The 17,684-nt window shown below is 69.6% G+C and carries 16 protein-coding genes; 6 read left to right on the top strand and 10 right to left on the bottom strand.

Annotated features, from left to right (window positions below):
• Positions 1-147 precede the first annotated feature (147 nt).
• Complete coding sequence (locus tag OG496_RS02850; RefSeq protein ID WP_405969407.1) at positions 148-1,869, bottom strand: MFS transporter; 1,722 nt, start codon at positions 1,867-1,869, stop codon at positions 148-150.
• 44 nt (positions 1,870-1,913) lie between these two features.
• Complete coding sequence (locus OG496_RS02845; protein WP_366492841.1) at positions 1,914-2,372, bottom strand: MarR family transcriptional regulator; 459 nt, start codon at positions 2,370-2,372, stop codon at positions 1,914-1,916.
• 110 nt (positions 2,373-2,482) lie between these two features.
• Between OG496_RS02845 and OG496_RS02840 the strand changes: the two genes are divergently transcribed.
• Both OG496_RS02840 and OG496_RS02835 read left to right on the top strand, forming a co-directional pair.
• A complete protein-coding gene (locus OG496_RS02840) occupies positions 2,483-3,052 on the top strand; it encodes an RNA polymerase sigma factor (protein WP_405969406.1) in 570 nt (189 codons plus the stop codon).
• On the top strand, positions 3,049-3,669 hold the full coding sequence (locus tag OG496_RS02835) for a hypothetical protein (RefSeq protein WP_405969405.1): 621 nt from the start codon (positions 3,049-3,051) through the stop codon (positions 3,667-3,669). Before OG496_RS02840 ends, OG496_RS02835 begins: the two co-directional genes overlap by 4 nt.
• 10 nt (positions 3,670-3,679) lie before the next feature.
• Here OG496_RS02835 and OG496_RS02830 read toward each other — a convergent pair whose 3' ends face one another.
• The 3 genes from OG496_RS02830 to OG496_RS02820 are packed head-to-tail and all read right to left on the bottom strand — an operon-like array spanning position 3,680 to position 7,350.
• Entirely contained in the window at positions 3,680-4,534 is an 855-nt protein-coding gene (locus OG496_RS02830; protein WP_366492844.1) for a PaaX family transcriptional regulator C-terminal domain-containing protein, read from the bottom strand.
• Between the two features lie 12 nt (positions 4,535-4,546).
• Positions 4,547-4,951, bottom strand: coding sequence for an acyl-CoA thioesterase (locus OG496_RS02825; RefSeq protein ID WP_405969404.1), 405 nt, complete (start codon positions 4,949-4,951; stop codon positions 4,547-4,549).
• 29 nt (positions 4,952-4,980) lie between these two features.
• Positions 4,981-7,350 (bottom strand): bifunctional salicylyl-CoA 5-hydroxylase/oxidoreductase, encoded by a 2,370-nt coding sequence (locus OG496_RS02820; RefSeq protein ID WP_405969403.1) that lies wholly within the window; start codon positions 7,348-7,350, stop codon positions 4,981-4,983.
• A 161-nt stretch (positions 7,351-7,511) separates the two neighbouring features.
• Here OG496_RS02820 and OG496_RS02815 point away from each other — a divergent pair, with 161 nt between their 5' ends.
• Positions 7,512-8,702 carry an RNA-guided endonuclease InsQ/TnpB family protein gene (locus OG496_RS02815; RefSeq protein ID WP_405969402.1) on the top strand — a complete coding sequence of 397 codons (1,191 nt, stop codon included), beginning with the start codon at positions 7,512-7,514 and terminating at the stop codon, positions 8,700-8,702.
• Positions 8,703-8,733: 31 nt separating this feature from the next.
• Here OG496_RS02815 and OG496_RS02810 read toward each other — a convergent pair whose 3' ends face one another.
• The 4 genes from OG496_RS02810 to OG496_RS02795 all read right to left on the bottom strand — a co-directional run bounded on the left by OG496_RS02810 (position 8,734) and on the right by OG496_RS02795 (position 12,743).
• Positions 8,734-10,392 carry an AMP-binding protein gene (locus OG496_RS02810; RefSeq protein ID WP_405969401.1) on the bottom strand — a complete coding sequence of 553 codons (1,659 nt, stop codon included), beginning with the start codon at positions 10,390-10,392 and terminating at the stop codon, positions 8,734-8,736.
• 61 nt (positions 10,393-10,453) lie between these two features.
• The gene (locus tag OG496_RS02805) at positions 10,454-11,419 is read right to left on the bottom strand and encodes an acyl-CoA thioesterase (protein WP_405969400.1); all 966 of its coding nucleotides are present in this window, start codon (positions 11,417-11,419) and stop codon (positions 10,454-10,456) included.
• Positions 11,416-11,901, bottom strand: coding sequence for a cupin domain-containing protein (locus OG496_RS02800; protein WP_366492849.1), 486 nt, complete (start codon positions 11,899-11,901; stop codon positions 11,416-11,418). Before OG496_RS02800 ends, OG496_RS02805 begins: the two co-directional genes overlap by 4 nt.
• Before the next feature lie 2 nt (positions 11,902-11,903).
• Positions 11,904-12,743, bottom strand: coding sequence for a fumarylacetoacetate hydrolase family protein (locus tag OG496_RS02795; RefSeq protein WP_405969399.1), 840 nt, complete (start codon positions 12,741-12,743; stop codon positions 11,904-11,906).
• Between the two features lie 176 nt (positions 12,744-12,919).
• Here OG496_RS02795 and OG496_RS02790 point away from each other — a divergent pair, with 176 nt between their 5' ends.
• A complete protein-coding gene (locus OG496_RS02790; RefSeq protein ID WP_405969398.1) occupies positions 12,920-13,345 on the top strand; it encodes a RidA family protein in 426 nt (141 codons plus the stop codon).
• A 903-nt stretch (positions 13,346-14,248) separates the two neighbouring features.
• Here OG496_RS02790 and OG496_RS02785 read toward each other — a convergent pair.
• Complete coding sequence (locus OG496_RS02785) at positions 14,249-14,938, bottom strand: hypothetical protein (RefSeq protein ID WP_405969397.1); 690 nt, start codon at positions 14,936-14,938, stop codon at positions 14,249-14,251.
• A 605-nt stretch (positions 14,939-15,543) separates the two neighbouring features.
• Between OG496_RS02785 and OG496_RS02780 the strand changes: the two genes are divergently transcribed.
• Both OG496_RS02780 and OG496_RS02775 read left to right on the top strand, forming a co-directional pair.
• Positions 15,544-16,749: a glycosyltransferase gene (locus OG496_RS02780; RefSeq protein ID WP_405969396.1), complete on the top strand. Its 1,206-nt coding sequence runs from the start codon at positions 15,544-15,546 to the stop codon at positions 16,747-16,749.
• 121 nt (positions 16,750-16,870) lie between these two features.
• On the top strand, positions 16,871-17,257 hold the full coding sequence (locus OG496_RS02775; protein WP_365304532.1) for a signal peptidase I: 387 nt from the start codon (positions 16,871-16,873) through the stop codon (positions 17,255-17,257).
• The last annotated feature ends 427 nt before the right edge of the window (positions 17,258-17,684 follow it).

The following is a 17,684-nucleotide window of genomic DNA, read 5'->3' as shown; positions in this document are numbered from 1 at the left end:
GGGAAACCGCGCACTGGCGACCTGACCTCGGCTTCGCGTACCGATCGCTCTCGGGCGCCTGTCACGAGGATCCGCATACGTCTGTGGCGGGCCCGTCGGTCATCGGGCCCGCCACGTGTCGTTGTGGTTGTCGGTGTGCGGTGGCGGTCAGGCGGCCCCGTCGCGCAGGGCCGGCAGGGTGGCCGAGGTCAGTTGCCGTGGCGCGTTGTCGGGTTCGACGAGGACGACGGTGCAGGTGGCCGCGTGGGTGAGGGCGGTCGTGAAACTGCCTTCCGCGAACTGGGTGAGAGGGCCGTGCGGCGAGCGGCCGACGGCGATGGCACGGGCGCCCGTGTCGGCGGCGTGCCGGGCCAGTACACGGCCGGCCGCGGAGTGGTCGCCGACGGAGGTGAGGATCTGGCCGGTCGCCGGGACGCCCTGCTCGGCGAGGCGGTCGAGGTGGGCGGTCACGGCGGCGCGGGCCTGCTCCGGTGTCTCCGTGTCGGCGGCCAATTCCTCGACCAAGGCGGTCAGTTGGACGTGTACGACCTCCAACGGGCTGTGCGTGTCGCGGGCGAGCCGGGCCGCCGCGTCGACGATGGCGGGGGCCTGGTCATGGGCGGCGACAGCGACGACGATCCGAGGCGCGCTCCCGCTCGCGGGCTTGCCGACAGGGGTGAGGGCCGGGGCGACCGACTCGCCCTCGTCGGCGTGCTGTTCGGCCTCTCGGAGCAGGTTGTGGCCGCTGGCCAGAACCGGAATCGCCAGCAGGAAGGTCGCGGCGCCCAGATAGAACGGGACGCTCAGATCGGTGGCGTCGGCGAGCTTGCCCGCCACGTACGGGGCCAATCCGCCGCCGATGAAGCGCAGGAAGCCGTACGCGGACGAGGCGACGGGCCGTTCCACCGGCGAGACCAGCATGACGGCCTGGGTGGTCAGGGTGTTGTTGATGCCGATGAAGGCGCCGCTGACGATGACCGCCACGATGACCACGGTCGGCGTGGCGACCCCTGCGGCGATCACGGCCATCACCACGGAGAGCCCGGCCAGATTGACGTACAGGACGGGCGCTGTGCCGTAGCGCGCCTGCAGGCGTGGGGCGAAGAAGACGCTGAACGCGGCCACGAGCAGGCCCCAGGCGGTGAACACGAGACCGAGCTGGTGGGCGCTGAGTTCCATGGGATAGGGCGCGTAGCCCAGCATGGTGAAGAAGCCCCAGTTGTAGAGCAGCGCCATGATGCCCATCGTCAGCAGACCGCGGTGACGCAGCGCCCTCAACGGCGCGAGGGGCGAGGTGACCCGCTCCGGCTTGGGCAGGTCCGGTACGAACACGGCCGTGGCGACAAGTGCGACGGCCATCAGGACGGCCACGCCGAAGAACGGGCCGCGCCAGCTGATGCCGCCCAACTCGCCCCCGAGCAGCGGCCCTACGGCGATACCGAGGCCCAGTGCCGTCTCGTACAGGATGATCGCGCCGCCGAACCCGCCGCTGGCCGAGGCCACGATGACGGCCAGGGACGTGGCGATGAACAGGGCGTTGCCCAGCCCCCAGCCCGCGCGGAAACCGACGATGCCGTTGATGGAACCGGAGGTGCCGGCCAGCGCGGCGAAGACCACGATGACCGCCAGGCCTATGACGAGGGTGCGCTTGGCGCCGAAGCGGCTGGAGAACCAGCCCACGAACAGCATCGCCACCGCCGTCACGATCAGGTAGCTGCTGAACAGCAGGGAGACCTGGCTCGGCGTGGCATGCAGGCTGTCGGCCAGCGCGGGCAGGATCGGGTCGACGAGGCCGATGCCCATGAAGGAGATGACGCAGGCGAACGCGACGGCCCAGACGGCCCTGGGCTGCCGGAACGGGCTGGCGGCATTTCCGTGTGGTGCGCTCATGTGTCCTTGACCTCCAGGGAGTTGAAGGGTGCGAGAGGGCTCTGTCAGGAGGGGGACTGGCGGTCCTGGATCGCGCGGGCCAGGGCCGGGAGGGCGACCCGCACCGCCTGCTGTTCCGGACCGCTCAACTCCGCGATGAGCAGGTCGAGGGCGTGGGCGCGTTCGGCGCGCCGCTGTCGGGAGACCTCCAGACCCGTGTCGGTCACCTCCACCAGTACGCCCCGGCCGTCGCTGCGGTCCGCGGTGCGCCGTACCAGGTCCGCGCGCTCCAGCCGGGTGACGAGCTGCGTCATGTTCGGCTGGGAGGCGCCCTCGGCCCGGGCCAGATCGGTCAGCCGGCACGGGCCCTCGCGGCCCAGGCGTCCGAGTACGGCGGAGGCGGCCATGCTCAGACCGCCGGTGACGGCGCTCTGACGGACGTAGCGGACCATCCGCTCGACGGCGACGATCAGGTCCTCGGGTGAGGCCTCGGGGACCGCTGGATCCATAACCCGCTTATGCATAACGACATTATGCACTTACGTGTAGCTTGAAACAAGATGCGCGGGGTGATGCGTGGTGGTGCGTGGTGAAAGGAACCGGCGGCTGCCGGACAGTACGGGTTGTGGAATCCATGACGGAACAGGAGGCGCGCCGGATGCGGCGGGCGCGCTTCGAAGGACTGGCGCATCTGGTGGTGGAACCGCTGCACCGGTATCTGCTGCGAAGGACGAGCGCCGACATGGTCGAGGACGTCCTGTCGGAGACGATGCTCGTGCTGTGGCGCCGGCTCGACGACGTCCCCGGGCTGGGGGAGGGGGCCGAGCCCGATCCGGGTGACGTGCTGCCGTGGTGCTACGGGGTGGCCCGGGGGTGCCTGGCGAACGCCCGCCGGGCCGACGGGCGCAGGCTCCGGCTCGTGGAGCGGTTGATCCGGACGCAGGAGGAGACTCCGGCGGGGGCCGCCGATCACAGCGAGCTGCATGCCGCGCTCGATGACCTCGGGGTGTTGGACCGCGAGGTGGTACGGCTGTGGGCGTGGGAGGGGCTGGCGCCGCGGCAGATCGCGGAGGCGACCGGGCTGACGTCCAACGCGGTGAGCATTCGGCTCCACCGGGCGAAGGCGAGACTCGCCGACCGGCTGGGGCGAAAGGATGCCGGACGGCCCGGACACAAGAGGGATGAAGGAAGGAGCAGTCAGTGAACGACGACGAGTTGCTGGCCCGGCTGAAGTCCGCGGACCCGGCACTGACCGGAATTGCTCCGCCACCCGACATCGACCGCCTTGTGGAGGACACCTTGAACACCGACACCGCGCTCCAGTCCGCGACCACCGCCGCCGGCATCGCGACCGCGGGGTGGGGACGCCGTCGTCTCTTCGGACTCGCGGCGGCCGGACTACTGGTAGTGGGCGGCGGCGTCGCCGGAGGAATCATGGCCAACAGCGGTAACGGCAACGGTCACTCGGCTACGGCCAAGAGCGCGGCCCCGACCGGCGCGCTGCGGCTCACCGCCGAGGGCGGCTCCGGCAAGTGCATGCCGCCCGGCGTCGACACCCTGGGCAAGTACCCGACCCTCTTCCTGGGAACGGCCATTTCCGTCGAGGGCTCGACGGCCACTTTCCGTGTGGACCAGTGGTTCAAGGGCGGCGACGCGGAGACGGTCGTCCTCACCAGCGACACCAGGATCCCGGAGACGCTGACGTATACGGAAGGCGGGCACTACATCGTGGGCGCCAAGGACGGCTTCGTCCCGATGTGCGCCGCGATCGAGGCCTCGCCCAAGGACATCGCCGAGTTCCGCCAGGCGTTCGGGAAGTGACCCCGCCCGCTCACGAGGGGTCGTCCAGCAGGCTCCGGGCGAACTCGTGCGCCGGGTCCGCCAACGTGTGCCGGAGCGCGGCGAAGAGGTCCGCCGCCGTCGCGCCGGACCACGTGGCGGGGAGGAGGGTGCTGGGCAGGCCCGGGTCGAGATAGGGCAACCGGCGCCAGGCCGTGAGGACATGGACATAGTCGATGAACGCGTCCTGGTCCGACAGCCCGTCCCTGCCGGGCCCGGCCCAACGCCCGGCCATCGGCGTGAACTCGGCGACGAAATCGTCGTAGAGCTTCTGGAGCGCCTCCAAGTCCCACCAGCGGCCCACCTGTTCGGCGGGATCACCGAAGGCCACGTAGTCGCCGCGGAAGAGGTCGACGTACTGGTCGAGGCCGTGGCGGAGCAGGTGGTCGCGGGTGTCGTCGAGCGCGTGGGCCGGGGCGATCCAGATCCCGGACGAGACCGTGCCGAAGCCCAACCAGGCCAGCCGTGACCGGAGTTGGTGCCGGTGCTGGCGCTCGCTCTCCGGCACCGAGAAGACGGCGATGACCCAGCCGTCGTCGGTGACGGCGTGCCGTTCGAAGATACGGCGGTCACCGGTCTCCAGGACGGAACGGGCGTACGGCGAGAGCGCGTAGCCCGCACGGCCGTCCCGTCGCTCGGCCACCAGGATCTCGCGGCGCTTGAGCCGGGAGATCGACGAGCGGACCGCCTGGGCGTCGACGTCGAGTTCGGCGAGCAGGCGGATCAGGGTGCTCACGCCGATCCAGCCGCCGACCTCGCGCGCGTAGAGGCCGTACACCGTCACGATCAGGGATCGCGGCGGTGCGGGCTGGCCCGGGCTGTCGTCTTCGAGATCGCTTGCCGTCACGATCGTAGTATTTCAGTGCGCCCGTACGGCGTCGGATTCCGCCCGGCCGCCCAGCGCGGCACGCCAGGCGGCCGGCCAGGGCGCGCTGCCGCCGGTCGCCTTGTCGGGGACGTGCACGGTGACGTAACTGCCCCGGGCGGCGCGGCAGTTCGGCCTGCCGTCCTCGGTGGTCCGCCACACCTCGAAGCCGAAGGTCATCGAGGACCGGCCGAGGCGGATCAGCTCGACCCGCGTCTCGACCTCCTCGCCGAACCGGATCGACGCCTCGAACTCCACCTCGTAGCGCACCCTCGGGGCCACCGGGAAGTAGCCCGGGATGTCGTACGTACGCATCAGCTCGGCCTCCGCCGCCTCGGCGAACCGGACGACGGTGGTGTTGTGGTAGATCCCGGCCGCGTCGGTGTCGATCCACTCCACCCGGGCACGATGAACGCCGTAGGGGCCGCTCATTCCGCCGCCCTGCCCGGGGTCCACCGCAGGTGCACCGCGTCCCGCGGGGTCTCGCGGAGCAGCGCGAGACGCGGGCGGACCGCGTCGGTGCGCGAGGTGGGCGGCTTGCGGCGGCCGGCCGCGAACTGCGCCGGCCAGTCGGCACCCGCGCCGCGGTACTCCTGCTCGGCAGCCGCCTGCAGGGTCCACTGAGGGTTGTAGAGATGGGTACGACCGAGCGCACACAGGTCGGCACGCCCGGCGAGCAGGATCGAGTTGACGTCGTCGTACGACGAGATCGCTCCTACGGCGATCACGGCCGCGCCCGCCGGAGCGGCGACCTCGTGCCGGATGCGGTCGGCGAACGGGGTCTGGTACGAGCGGCCGTACGCCGGCTTCTCGTCCTTGGTGACCTGGCCGGACGACACGTCGACGGCCGCCGCGCCGTGCGCGACGAACGCCCTCGCGATCTCCACCGCGTCGTGCTCGGTGTTGCCGTCGGGGGTCCAGTCGGTGGCGGAGATCCGGACCGTCACCGGGCGGTCGGCGGGGAACGCGGACCGTACGGCGTCGAACACCTCCAGGGGGAAGCGCAGCCGGTTCGTGAGGTCGCCGCCGTACTCGTCGGTGCGGTGGTTGGCGATGGGGGAGAGGAAGGAGGAGAGCAAGTAGCCGTGGGCGGCGTGCACTTCGAGCAGGTCGAAGCCCGCCCCGGCGCCCCGGCGGGCGGCGGCCACGAAGTCGGCGACGACCGCGTCCATGTCGGATCGCGTCATCTCGCGCGGTGTGTGGCAGCCCGTGCCGTAGGGCAGCGGGGACGGGCCCATGACCTCCCAGTTGCCCTCGGTGAGGGGCTCGTCAATGCCCTCCCACATGAGGCGAGTTGAGCCCTTGCGGCCCGAATGGCCCAGCTGGAGACCGATCTTCGCGGTGCTGCGGCCGTGCACGAAGTCGGTGACCCGGGTCCACGCATCGCGCTGCGTGTCGTTCCACAGGCCCGTGCAGCCCGGGGTGATGCGGGCCTCGGGGGAGACGCAGACCATCTCGGTCATCACCAGGCCGGCGCCGCCGAGCGCCTTGGATCCCAGGTGGACGACGTGGAAGTCGTCCGGCACGCCGTCGACGGCGGAGTACATGTCCATCGGCGAGACGATGATCCGGTTCTTCAGCTCCAGGCCGCCGATGGTGAACGGCTGGAACATCGCCGGGACCGACTCGGTGCGGACCTGCGCTTCCGCGAAGCCGCGCTCGATGAGGTCGGCGAAGCCGGGGTCGCGGTCCTTGAGGTTGTCGAAGGTGATCCGGCGGGAACGCGTGAGCAGGTTGAAGCAGAACTGCGCGGGGTCCTGGTCGGCGTACCGGCCGATGTTCTCGAACCACTCAAGCGAGGCCTGGGCGGCGCGCTGGGTGGACTCCACCACCGGGCGGCGCTCGGTCTCGTACGCCTTCAACGCCTCGTCCACGGTGGGGTGTTCGTGCAGACACGCGGCGAGCGCGAGGGCGTCCTCCATGGCCAGCTTGGTGCCGGAACCGATCGAGAAGTGCGCGGTGTGGGCGGCGTCGCCGAGCAGGACCACGTTGTGGTGGTGCCAGCGCTCGTTGCGGACCGTCGTGAAGTTGAGCCAACGGGAGTTGTTGGTAAGGAGGTTGTGCCCGGCGAGTTCCCCGGCGAAGATCTCGCGGATCCTGGCGACCGACCGCTCGTCGCTCACCCCGGGCGGGAACTGCGTGCCCTCCGTCGCGTCGAGGCCGGCCTTGCGCCACACGTCCTCCGCCATCTCGACGATGAACGTCGAGCCGGAGTCGGAGAAGGGATAGCCGTGGATCTGCATGGTCCCGAACTCGGTCTGCTTGACGAGGAATTGGAACGCCTCGAAGACCCGGTCGGTGCCCAGCCACATGTACTTGTTCGCCCGCTGGTCCAGCGAGGGGACGAAGGCGTCGGCGTACTTGGTGCGCACGGCCGAGTTGATGCCGTCCGCCGCGACCACCAGGTCGTAGGAGCCGCGCAGTTCGTCCACTTCCGGCGCGAGGGTGCGGTAGTGGACGGTGACGCCGAGTTCGGCGGCCCGCTCCTGGAGGATGTGCAGCAGGTCCTTGCGGGCCATCGCCGCGAAGCCCTGGCCGCCGACCGTGAAGGGGTGGCCGTCGAACTCGATGTCGATGTCGGTCCAGCGGGCGAACCGGCTCTCCATCGCGTCGTGGACGACGGTGTCCGCGTTCTCGATGCCGCCGAGGGTCTCGTCGGAGAAGACCACGCCGAAGCCGAAGGTGTCGTCGGGGGCGTTGCGCTCCCACACGGTGATCTCATGACCGGGGTCGAGCTGCTTCATCAGCGCGGCGAGGTACAGCCCACCAGGCCCGCCGCCCACGATCGCGATCCTCATCGGGGCTCTCCTTCGTGGATGCGCCCGGCTTCAGCCGGGGGAGGAAACGAAGCTCCTGCGCAGCAGGGCAGGGAAAGTCGGTCCGCCGTCAGGGCGGACCGGTGTGCGCCGTCTAGCGGCCGACACCCGCCGCTCACACAGGGGTTGATACGGTGTGAGGTATGGCGCGGCAGGTCAAGCGGGCGTTCAAGTACCGCTTTTACCCCACGGGTGTGCAGGCGGCCGAGCTGTCGCGCACGTTCGGCTGCGTCCGTCTCGTCTACAACAAGGCGCTGGAGGAGCGCACCCGGGCCTGGTACGGAGAGCAGCGCCGCATCTCCTACGTCCAGTCGTCGGCCGCGCTGACGGAGTGGAAGAAGACCGAGGAGCTGGCCTTCCTGGCGGAGGTGTCCTCGGTCCCGCTCCAGCAGGCGCTGCGCCATCTTCAGACGGCGTTCGGGAACTTCTTCGCCAAGCGCGCGAAGTACCCGCGCTTCAAGTCCCGGAAGAAATCCCGTTCGTCGGCCGAGTACACCCGCTCCGCCTTCACATGGCGCGAGGGACAGCTGACGCTGGCCAAGATGGCCGGTCCGCTGGACATCTGCTGGTCGCGTCCCCTCCCGGAGGGTTCGGTACCGACGACGGTGACCGTGTCCCGTGACAGTGCGGGCCGCTGGTTCGTGTCGCTGCTGTGCGACGACCGCATTATCCCGGCTCCCGCCACGACGAATGCGGTCGGTATCGACGCCGGCGTCACTTCCCTGGTGACCCTGTCCACCGGCGAGAAGGTCACCAACCCCCGGCACGAGCGCCGTGACCGCGCCCGTCTCGCCAGGGCGCAGCGGGAACTGTCCCGCAAGGCCAAGGGTTCGGCGAACCGCGAGAAAGCCCGCCGCAAGGTCGCCCGCGTGCATGCGCGGATCGCCGACCGGCGCCGCGACTTCCTGCACAAGCTGTCGACTCGTCTCGTCCGTGAGAACCAAACGGTCGTGATCGAGGACCTCACCGTCCGCAACCTGCTGAAGAATGGCACGTTGGCGCGCGCCATCTCGGACGCGTCGTGGACGCAACTCCGGTCCATGCTGGAGTACAAGTGCGCCTGGTACGGGCGCGAACTCGTTGTGATCGACCGCTGGTTCCCCAGCTCGAAGCTGTGCGGGGCCTGCGGCACGGTCGCGGCGAAGATGCCGCTGAACGTCCGCGCGTGGACGTGCGACTGCGGCGCCGTGCATGACCGCGACATCAACGCGGCCCGCAACATCAAGGCGGCCGGGCTGGCCGTCTCGGCCTGTGGAGCTGGTGTAAGACCTCAAGGGAGTTCTCCTGGCGGGCAGTCGGCGTTGAAGCAGGAACCCCTACGGCGCGAGCCGTAGGAATTCCCCTCCTTCAGGAGGGGGGAGGAAGTCAAGCCTGGTTCTCCTTCTCGACGATCCGGCGCAGCAGGAAGTGCTGAAGCTTTCCGCTGGTGTTGCGGGGCAGCGCGTCGCAGAAGCGCACCGCCCGGGGGTACTTGTACGGCGCCAGGTGCGTCTTGACGTGATCCTGGATGTCCTTGACCTTGGCCTCGTCGCCGACGACCCCCTCGACCAGGACGACGAACGCGCAGACCACGGAGCCTCGTTCGGGGTCGGGCTTGGCGACCACCGCGGACTCGAGGACGTCCGGGTGGGTGTTGATCGCCGACTCCACCTCGGGACCGCCGATGTTGTAGCCGGAGGAGACGATCATGTTGTCCGTGCGGGTGCGGTAGTAGAAATAGCCGTCCTCGTCGCGCACGAAGGTGTCGCCCGTGACGTTCCAGCCGTTCACGACGTAGTTCTCCTGGCGCCGGTCGTCGAGGTAACGGCAGCCGACCGGACCGATCACGGCCAGCCGCCCCTCGACACCGGGGCCGACTTCCTCGCCGGCCAGGTCGAGGACCGTGGCGCGGTAACCGGGGACCGGCCGTCCCGTCGAGCCGGGCCGGATGTCGTCACCGGCGGCGGAGATGAAGATGTGGATCATCTCCGTGGCACCGATACCGTCGATGACCTTGATCCCGGTCTCCTCGTGCAGCTGCTGCCACACCTCTTCCGGTATGTGCTCCCCGGCGCTGACCGCACCGCGCAGACCGTGCAGCCGGTCCGCCTTCCCGGCCTTCAGGATCTGCCGGTACGCCGTGGGCGCGGTCGCCAGCACAGTGACCCCCGCCTCGGCGACCAGCTCGGCCAGCGGCTCCGGCGCGACGGCCTCCGTCAGCAGCGCGCACGCGCCGGCCCGCAGAGCACAGACGACCAGGATGCCGAGCCCGAAGGTGAACGCGAGCGGGGCGGTGCACGACACGAGATCGTCGGGCCGTAGCCGCAGTGTGTGGCGGCCGAAGGTGTTGTCGATCGAGAGGATGTCGCGGTGGAAGTGGGTGGTGATCTTCGGTACGCCGGTGCTGCCCGAGGTGGGTCCGAAGAGGGCGACGTCGTCGGCGGCCGTGTCGACCGCGGTGAACTCCGCCGGTTTCGACGCCACTTGGCGCGTCAGGTCGTCGGCCGCGTCGCCGCCGTAGGCCACGATCGTGAGGTCCGGCAGGACGGTGTCGCGTACGGCCTCGACGTCCGCGGTGAAGCGGTGGTCGACCAGGGCGACGGCCGGGCGGGTCTTCTCGACGACCGGGGTGAGTTCGCGGGCCCGCAGGGCGGCCATGGTGGTGACGACGATGCCGCCGGCCTTGAGGGTGCCGAGCCAACAGGCCACGGTCCAGGGGTTGTTGGGGGAGCGCAGGAGTACCCGGTTGCCGGGGACCAAGCCGAGGTCGTCGGTGAGGACGTGGGCGATCTGGTTGGCGCGGAGCAGCAGTTCGCCGTAGGTCCACACCTCGCCCTCGGGTCTGCGCAGGGCTGGGCGGTCGGGGCCGAAGCGGGCGGTGGGTACGTCGATGAGTTCGGTTCCCGCGTTGAGGCGCTGCGGGTACTGGAGTTCGTCGGTGGTGAACTCCAGGACCGGCCACTGGGCGCGCGGCGGGAGATGGTCGCGGGCGAACGTGTCCGGATAGGCGGAGGGCGAGAGGCCCATCTGGTCCAACTGGTCCATCGGGAGGGTCCTTTCCGCAGGCCGGGGGCGGGCCGTGCAGGGATCAGGAGCTGTGTGGGAATCAAGAGCTGCGGATCAGGCCTTCCTGGACGACGGTGGCCAGGTGGGTACCGGAGGGGGTGAAGAAGCGGCCGACGGCGAGGCCGCGACCGGCGTCGGCGGCGACGGCTTCCTGGGCGTAGAGGAGCCAGCCGTCCATGGGGCCGGGCCGGTGGAACCACATCGCGTGGTCGAGGCTCGCGGTGATGAGTCCCGGCAGGGCCCACGGCAGGTCCAGTACGCGCAGGACGGGTTCGAGGATCGTGTAGTCGCAGACGTAGGCGAGCGCGGCGAGGTCGCGCTGCTCGTCGGTGAGGCCGTCGACGGGACGCAGCGTGTCGAACGGCCTTACCCACACGGCCTGTTGGGGTACCCGCTCGCCCTCGACCGTGAGGTAGACGGGTCCGGGCACGTGCCGCATGTCGAAGCTGCGGCCGCCGCTCCAGTACTCCTCGGAGGTGTCGGTCATCGTGCCCCGGGGCGCGGCGGTGTCGCTCAAGTACGAGGCGGAGCTGGGGAGTTCGGTGGGGTCCGGTATGCCGGCAGGGGGTTCGGCGGCGAAGGTGGCGCCCGGCTCGCCCGCGGCGAAGTTGGCGAGGCAGGTGTAGACGGGCTTGCCGTTCTGGAAGCCGCGGACCTGGCGGGTGGCGTAGCCGCGGCCGTCGCGCAACAGCTCGACCTCGTAACGGACTTCGGCGCCGATGTCGACCGGCCGCAGGAAGTAGGAGTGCATCGAGTGCAGCGTCTTGCCCTCGACCGAGCGCATCGCGGCGGCCGTGGCCTGGGCGACCATGTCACCGCCGTACGCCTTCGGCCACGGGCAGGGCTGGGTGGTCGCGGTGAAGGCGAGGTCGAAGTGCTCGGGCTCGACGGGAGTGAGGGCGATCGCGGCGGTGAAGGCCGCCGAGGTCGGGACGGAGCGGACGTCCGCGCGGACGTCGGTGTCGGTGGTCCGGGAGTCGGCGCTGGTGCTCTGGATGTCGTTCACGGCCGGTCCATCCAGTCGCGCAGGTCGGCGTCGGCCACCTGTTCCAGGTTGACCACGATGTTCTCCGGGGTGCGGGTCGTCATCCAGGTGAGCGGGTTGTTGCGGTCGAGGTTGCACTCGACGTGCGGCATGAACGGCGGGACGAAGACCCAGTCGCCCTCCCCGAGGTCGATGTAGTCCTCGAAGCGTTCCCCGAAGTAGATCCGGGCCCGACCGGAGAGGACGTAGCCGCCGGTCTCGGCCTCGCCGTGGTGGTGGGGCACCGAGCGATAGCCCGACTCGTTGCTCACCTTCCCGAACCACAGCTTGGTGGCCGGCGTGTGCTGCACGGAGACACCGGAGATCCGGGTCGCGCCGTCGGACTGGCCGGTCGCGCCGACCTCCAGACCACCGCGCGTCACGACCGGTACGACCAGGCCGGACTCGTTGGCGTACAACGAGTTGTCGCCCTCTAGGACGTACTTGGAGAAATCGGGTTCCATGATCAGCTCCTGGAGTCGGTGAGGCGGGAGTCGGTGAGGCGGAAGCGGTTGCGCAGGGTGCCGATACCGGGGATCTCGGTCTCGACGAGGTCGCTGTCGGCGAGGAAGACCGGCGGGTTCATGCCCGAGCCCACGCCACCGGGGGTACCGGTGAGCACGATGTCGCCGGGGCGCAGGACCGTGAAGGTGGAGATGTAGGCGAGCAATTCGGCGGCGTCGAACACCAGCGTGCTCGTGTTTCCGCGCTGCCGCTCGACGCCGTTGACCCGGCAGATCACCTCGACGCCCGCGACCGGGTCGAGCTCGTCGGGCGTGACGACCACTGGTCCCAGCGGGGTGGTGCGGTCCCATGCCTTGCCCTGGAACCACTGGAGCGTGCGCTTCTGCCAGTCCCGCACGCTGATGTCGTTGGCGACCGTGTATCCGGCGATCGCGCGTCCGGCCGTGTCCCGGTCCGCGCGGTTGAGCTCCGCTCCCACGACGACGGCGAGCTCCGCCTCCCAGTCCACGTCGAGCCCGGGCGGCAGGACCAGGTCGTCCTCGGGGCCGATCAGCGTGTCGGCGTACTTGGCGAAGAGCGTGGGGTGGGCGGGCAGGTCGCGGCCCATCTCGGTGATGTGGTCGGCGTAATTGAGACCGCAGCAGACGACCTTGCGCGGCGACGGCAGCGGCAACACGGGGGTGGCGCCGGGCAGTTCGGCCCCGGCGAGACTCGCGATGCGGTCGGTTGCCGTGGTCGCCAGGAGCACGGAGAGGTCGTCGGCCGGCAGCGCCCGCCAGCGGTCGCCGTCGAGCACGGCGGCCGTGGTGCGGCCTCCGTGGGCCACGGTGGCGAGCTTCATGGGCGTACTCCCTTGGGGTGGTGGCGGCCGGAGCTACCGGGGTGGCCGGGCTGCGTTATAGCGAGATTTTCACGACCGTCGAAAACAGTCAATAGATGAGTTAGGCTGCCTGTGTCAGCCCGTCCGGTCCATCCGGCTCGTCCGGTCCGTCCGACTCATCCGAGGAGCAACCAGCAATGACTCCGATCCCGGTGAACCCGCCCTCGCTCCCCACCCCGAGCGGCTACTCGCACGGCACCCTGAGCGGCAACACGCTCTACCTGGGCGGACAGACGGCCCTGGACGCGGACATGCGGATCGTCCCCGGCGGCATCGTCGAGCAGTTCCGACAGGCCTTCGGCAACGTGCTCACCACGTTGCAGGCGGCGGGCGGTGTCCCCGAGGACCTGGTGAGCCTGACCATCTACCTCACCGACATTCCCGACTACCAGGCGCACGGCAAGGAGATCGGGAAGGTCTGGCGCGAGCTCGCGGGGCCGGTCTATCCCGCGATGGCGGGGATCGGCACGACCGCGCTGTGGCAGGCGGAGGCGATGATCGAGATCCTGGGGGTTGCGGTGATTCCGGACGAGCGGGTCGTCCGGGACGACCTCAGGGCGTGACGGATCGCTGTGGCCGTGGCACAGAACTCTGGTGATCGCCGAGCGCGGTGGTGGGCTTGGTCAGGCTGGTCTGGCCGGGGGTCCGATTGCTCCGCGCGGGCCTATCGGCGCTGAGGCACCGGGGTGGCGGTACGACCCGCTGCCTGACTGGACGAACCCGCGTCATTCACACCGAGGACGGCGGGTTCCTCCGGCCAGTCGGGTCGAGCGGCATCGGCGTCCCCCGGTGCTGATTGTGGCGGCCGTCGACCTGGCTGGTGCGCGGGTCTCGGGGCCGTTGGGTGCGAGGCCGACAAGGACGCGAAGGTCGGAGGCGGGCACTCGTCTGCACCACCGGTGCCCGACTCGACCGCCCGGCCGGCCCCGTACGGCTGGTCCGCCATCTGGTGCGGGTCGGCCAACGGCGGTTGTCGCAGCGCCCGCGCCGCCGTGACGCACGACAGCGGCCACCCGACCGAACGGTGCTTCCTGGTTCACCTCGCCCACGATGAAACGGTCATCCCCCTCGCCGATCGAGCCCAAGTCGGTCCACCTCTGGCAGAACCAGTCGCGGCGGTCCTGAGCATGGATCATTTCTACGGCCACGCGTGCGACGTCCTTCGGCGCGCGCATGGTGCCGAAGTCGACGGGCACCGGTCATGTGCCGGCGTTCAGGAACCCCCGCCACGGCGAACGGCGCGGCGATGCTTCGGGCCTCCAGGTCTCACAGTGCCCCGTCGTCGGTCACCTCCGGTGAGAACGGCAGGCCCTCCCGCGCCAGAGAGTGGGTCGCCGCCGTTGCGACCGGGTCGGACCGATCGGCCGGCGAATCCAGTGCTCGGCTCCTGCCACACCGAGACGGTCGATCATCCCGGCGAGCGTGCGCAGCGCCGCCCGCGCACGAGTTCGTCGGTAGCCCGGGAATCAGCCCGTGGTGGTGTTGTAGTTGACGATTCGCTCCACGATGAGGGCGACGGCACCGGCCAGTGGGCTGTCCGCCCCTTTGCTCGCCACCTCTGGCAACCGGTGTGCCTCCTCCTCGGCGACTGCCACCATCCCCCAGAACGCGTTGAAGCCCGACGGATCCGATGGCTTGTCGGTGGCCGCCCGGACCGTCGTGATGCCGTCCCCCTCGACCACGGCCAGCGCGCCCATCTGCCGGAGGGTGTCGGGGTCCCGCTCCTCGGCGGCCACGACGCTCCAACCCGCGACCTCTGTCTGTCGCAATGCGGCGAGGAGACTGCCGGCACTACCCGCGCCGGAGACAACGATGTCGGGCAGGACAAGGGCCACCGGCCCCTGCGTCATCGGCAGGGCGGACCGGATCGCGCCGTCAAGATCTGGTTCGAGCGAATGGTCCTGGTAGACGAAGACCATTTGAAAGGTCCCGGCGTACCGCGCGAGATAGCTCACTGTGTCCAGCTTGTGTGCCCCGAACACGACGACCAGGCGCACGTTGAGTCCGCTCTTGGCCAGCTCGACAACGGCCTCCAGGCTGCGGTCCAGCACAGTGACCCCGGGAGCCAGACAGTGCAGCTCCTTCGAGTAGGGCGCCCCGAAGCGCGTCGCGAACCCGGCGCAGGGCAAGATGATCGAAACGTCAGGAACGGGCACGGACGAACTATGCATCGAGTGGCTCTCAGATTGTGTGGACGATCGGGAACCTTGCGCACTTCGCCGGGTACGGGTAGGGACGGCCCAAGATCGACGCCACGCACACCGTCGGCCTGGAAGGAACGCCGGCGCTCACCGTAGTCACCGAGGACGGCTCCGTGTGAGAGGGAGCGAACGTTGATCGACGTGATTGTCCCCAAGGTGTCCGCTGGGTATTCGCCGCTACCGACTTAGGAAGAAGTCGGCGTCGAAACAGCCGAGTTGGCCCATGAGAGGGACGAGGCCGGCCGTCGGTCTCCGAACCCGGCCACCAGGGAGTGGACCGACCACCGTACGGCGTTCCCGAACCGGCACTTGGTCGGTGTCGGACGCTTCCAAGTCCGGTACGACAGCGTTGACTTGTGTGGGCACCCGGGCGAGGGCGAGGCGCGCGCGGACAACAGCATCCCGGTGTTCGAGGACTACTGCCGCGTTGAGGATCACGCGACGTACACTGCTGCCGCGCACCCGCTGCCGCCGACCCCTCACCGTCGACGAGGACCGTTCGGAGCCAGGGCGGGCACGGGCCGAAACGTACGGGAAGACCGAACGAAAGAGGACGCCGAATGCGGGTGCTGTTGTCCACGTACGGGACGCGGGGCGATGTCGAACCGCTGGTGGCACTCGCGGTGCGGCTGCGGGAGCTCGGCGTGGAGGTGCGGATGTGTGCCCCGCCCGACGAGGAGTTCGCGCAGCGGCTGGCAGGTCTCGGGGTGCGACTGGTGCCGGTCGGGCCACCGGTGCGGGCGTTGATGAGCGGGGCGACGCTGCCGTCGGCGGCGGATCTGTCCCGGTACCGGACCGAGATGCTCGACGCACAGTTCGACATCTTCCCTGCGGCGCTCGACGGATGTGACGCGCTGGTGGCGGCGGGCCTGGCGCAGATCGCCGCGCGGTCCGTGGCCGAGGCCGCGGGCGTCCGCTACGTGTACACGAGCTATTCGGCGGTCAACCTGCCGTCGCCCCACCATGCGCCGCCACCGCGGCCTGGCTGGCCGGAGCCGGAGGCGAACGACAATCTGACACTGTGGGAGCTGGACGCCCGCAGCGTGAACGCGCAGTTCGCCGAGCAGCTCAACGGCCACCGGGCAGTTCTCGGTCTGCCGCCGGTGGACAACGTCCGTGATCACGTCTTCACCGACCGGCCGTGGCTGGCGGCGGACCCGGTCCTGGGACCGTGGCGGGAGACCTCGGGCCTCGACGTGACACAGACGGGTGCGTGGACCCTGCCCGACGAACGCCCGCTCCCGGACGACCTGTTGGCGTTCCTGGACGCGGGCGCGCCGCCGGTCTACGTGGGTTTCGGCAGCATGCGCCCGTCCCCGGACATCGCCCGCAGGGCCGTCGAGGTGATCCGCGCACAGGATCACCGCGTACTCGTCTCCCGCGGCTGGGCGGACCTGGACCTGGGCGACGACCGGGACGACTGCCTCGCCATCGGCGAGGTCAGCCATCAGTGTCTGTTCGGGAGGGTGGCCGCGGTGGTCCACCACGGCGGTGCGGGCACGACGCTGACGGCCGCCCGGGCGGGTGCCCCGCAGGTGGTGGTACCTCTCCAGTTGGCGGACAACCCCTACTGGGCCGGTCAGGTGGCAGACCTGGACCTCGGTGCGGCACTTGACAGTCCGACGCCGACGACCGAGTCCCTGAGCGTCGCGTTCAAGACGGCCCTGGCACCTGAGACACGGGCTCGGGCCAAGGCTCTGGGCAGCAGGATCCGCACCGATGGAGCGGCGGTGGCCGCGAACCTGCTGGTCGACGCCATCCGGTGAGCGGGGCAGGCCCGGCCGAGGAGTTCCGATCGGCGGGAATCCCGCTGGAACTCCGGCAGGCGCGCGCAGGTGCTCGGCACCCTGTTACTGCCGCGGTGCTCGGCTGCTAGCGTTCCGGCGCATGGAAGACGGCGTGTACGTGGGTAATGCGGGCAAAGACGCGGCACTGGACCGGGGGTGGCTGCTCGGCCACTTCAAGGAGGAAGGCAGTCCTCGCCACAGCGACGCTGTGGAGGTCAAATGGGGCGTCCACCCGCGTGGCGAACAGCGGGCGCAGTGGGTGAAGGGCGAAGTGCGCGCGGCTCTCCTGGTCCTGATCTCAGGTCGCTTCCGTATGGAGTTCCCCGGTCGAAGCGTGCTGTTGGAAGAACAAGGCGACTATGTCGTCTGGGGCCAGGGAGTGGATCACTCCTGGACCGCGGAGGACGAGTCCGTGGTACTGACTCTGCGCTGGCCTTCTGTGCCCGGATACGCCGTACCGCAGGAGGAAGAGCGGACGAGTTCGTAAGGCCGAGGGCCGACCTGGCCGGCAGCGCGCCTTTCCCGCTCCCGGCCGGCGCCTCTTGACCCGGTCAGGTCCGCCGGAATATGAGACCCTCTTTGCCCGTAACGGCGTTTCACCGCACTCCGGCGGAAAATGTGTGACGTTGTGGAACCTTTCTTCCGATATGCGAGTTTCATGGGACTCTTTTTCGGTGTGGGTGTTCTGTGAGGTGTTGCGGAATGTCGAGTATTGACATGTCCTGAGCCTGTGATTGATGATTACGGCTGTGTCACGGAGTTCCGGAAAGGAATCCGGGCGTGCAAGAAAATGATGTGACCAGGTAATTGGCCAGTAATTTCGGGAATCGAATTATCGAATCGCCCGGCCGCTATGGGCCGCTTCGCCGCGTGGACTCGCCCCCTATCAACCACCCGACTGCCGCCCCGTCCCA

The sequence above is a fragment of the Streptomyces sp. NBC_00988 genome (genome assembly GCF_045162645.1).
In the GTDB taxonomy this organism is placed as follows: domain Bacteria; phylum Actinomycetota; class Actinomycetes; order Streptomycetales; family Streptomycetaceae; genus Streptomyces.
The sequence above is the reverse complement of the archived record's forward strand: the minus strand, read 5'-3'. Positions and strand labels throughout refer to the sequence as shown.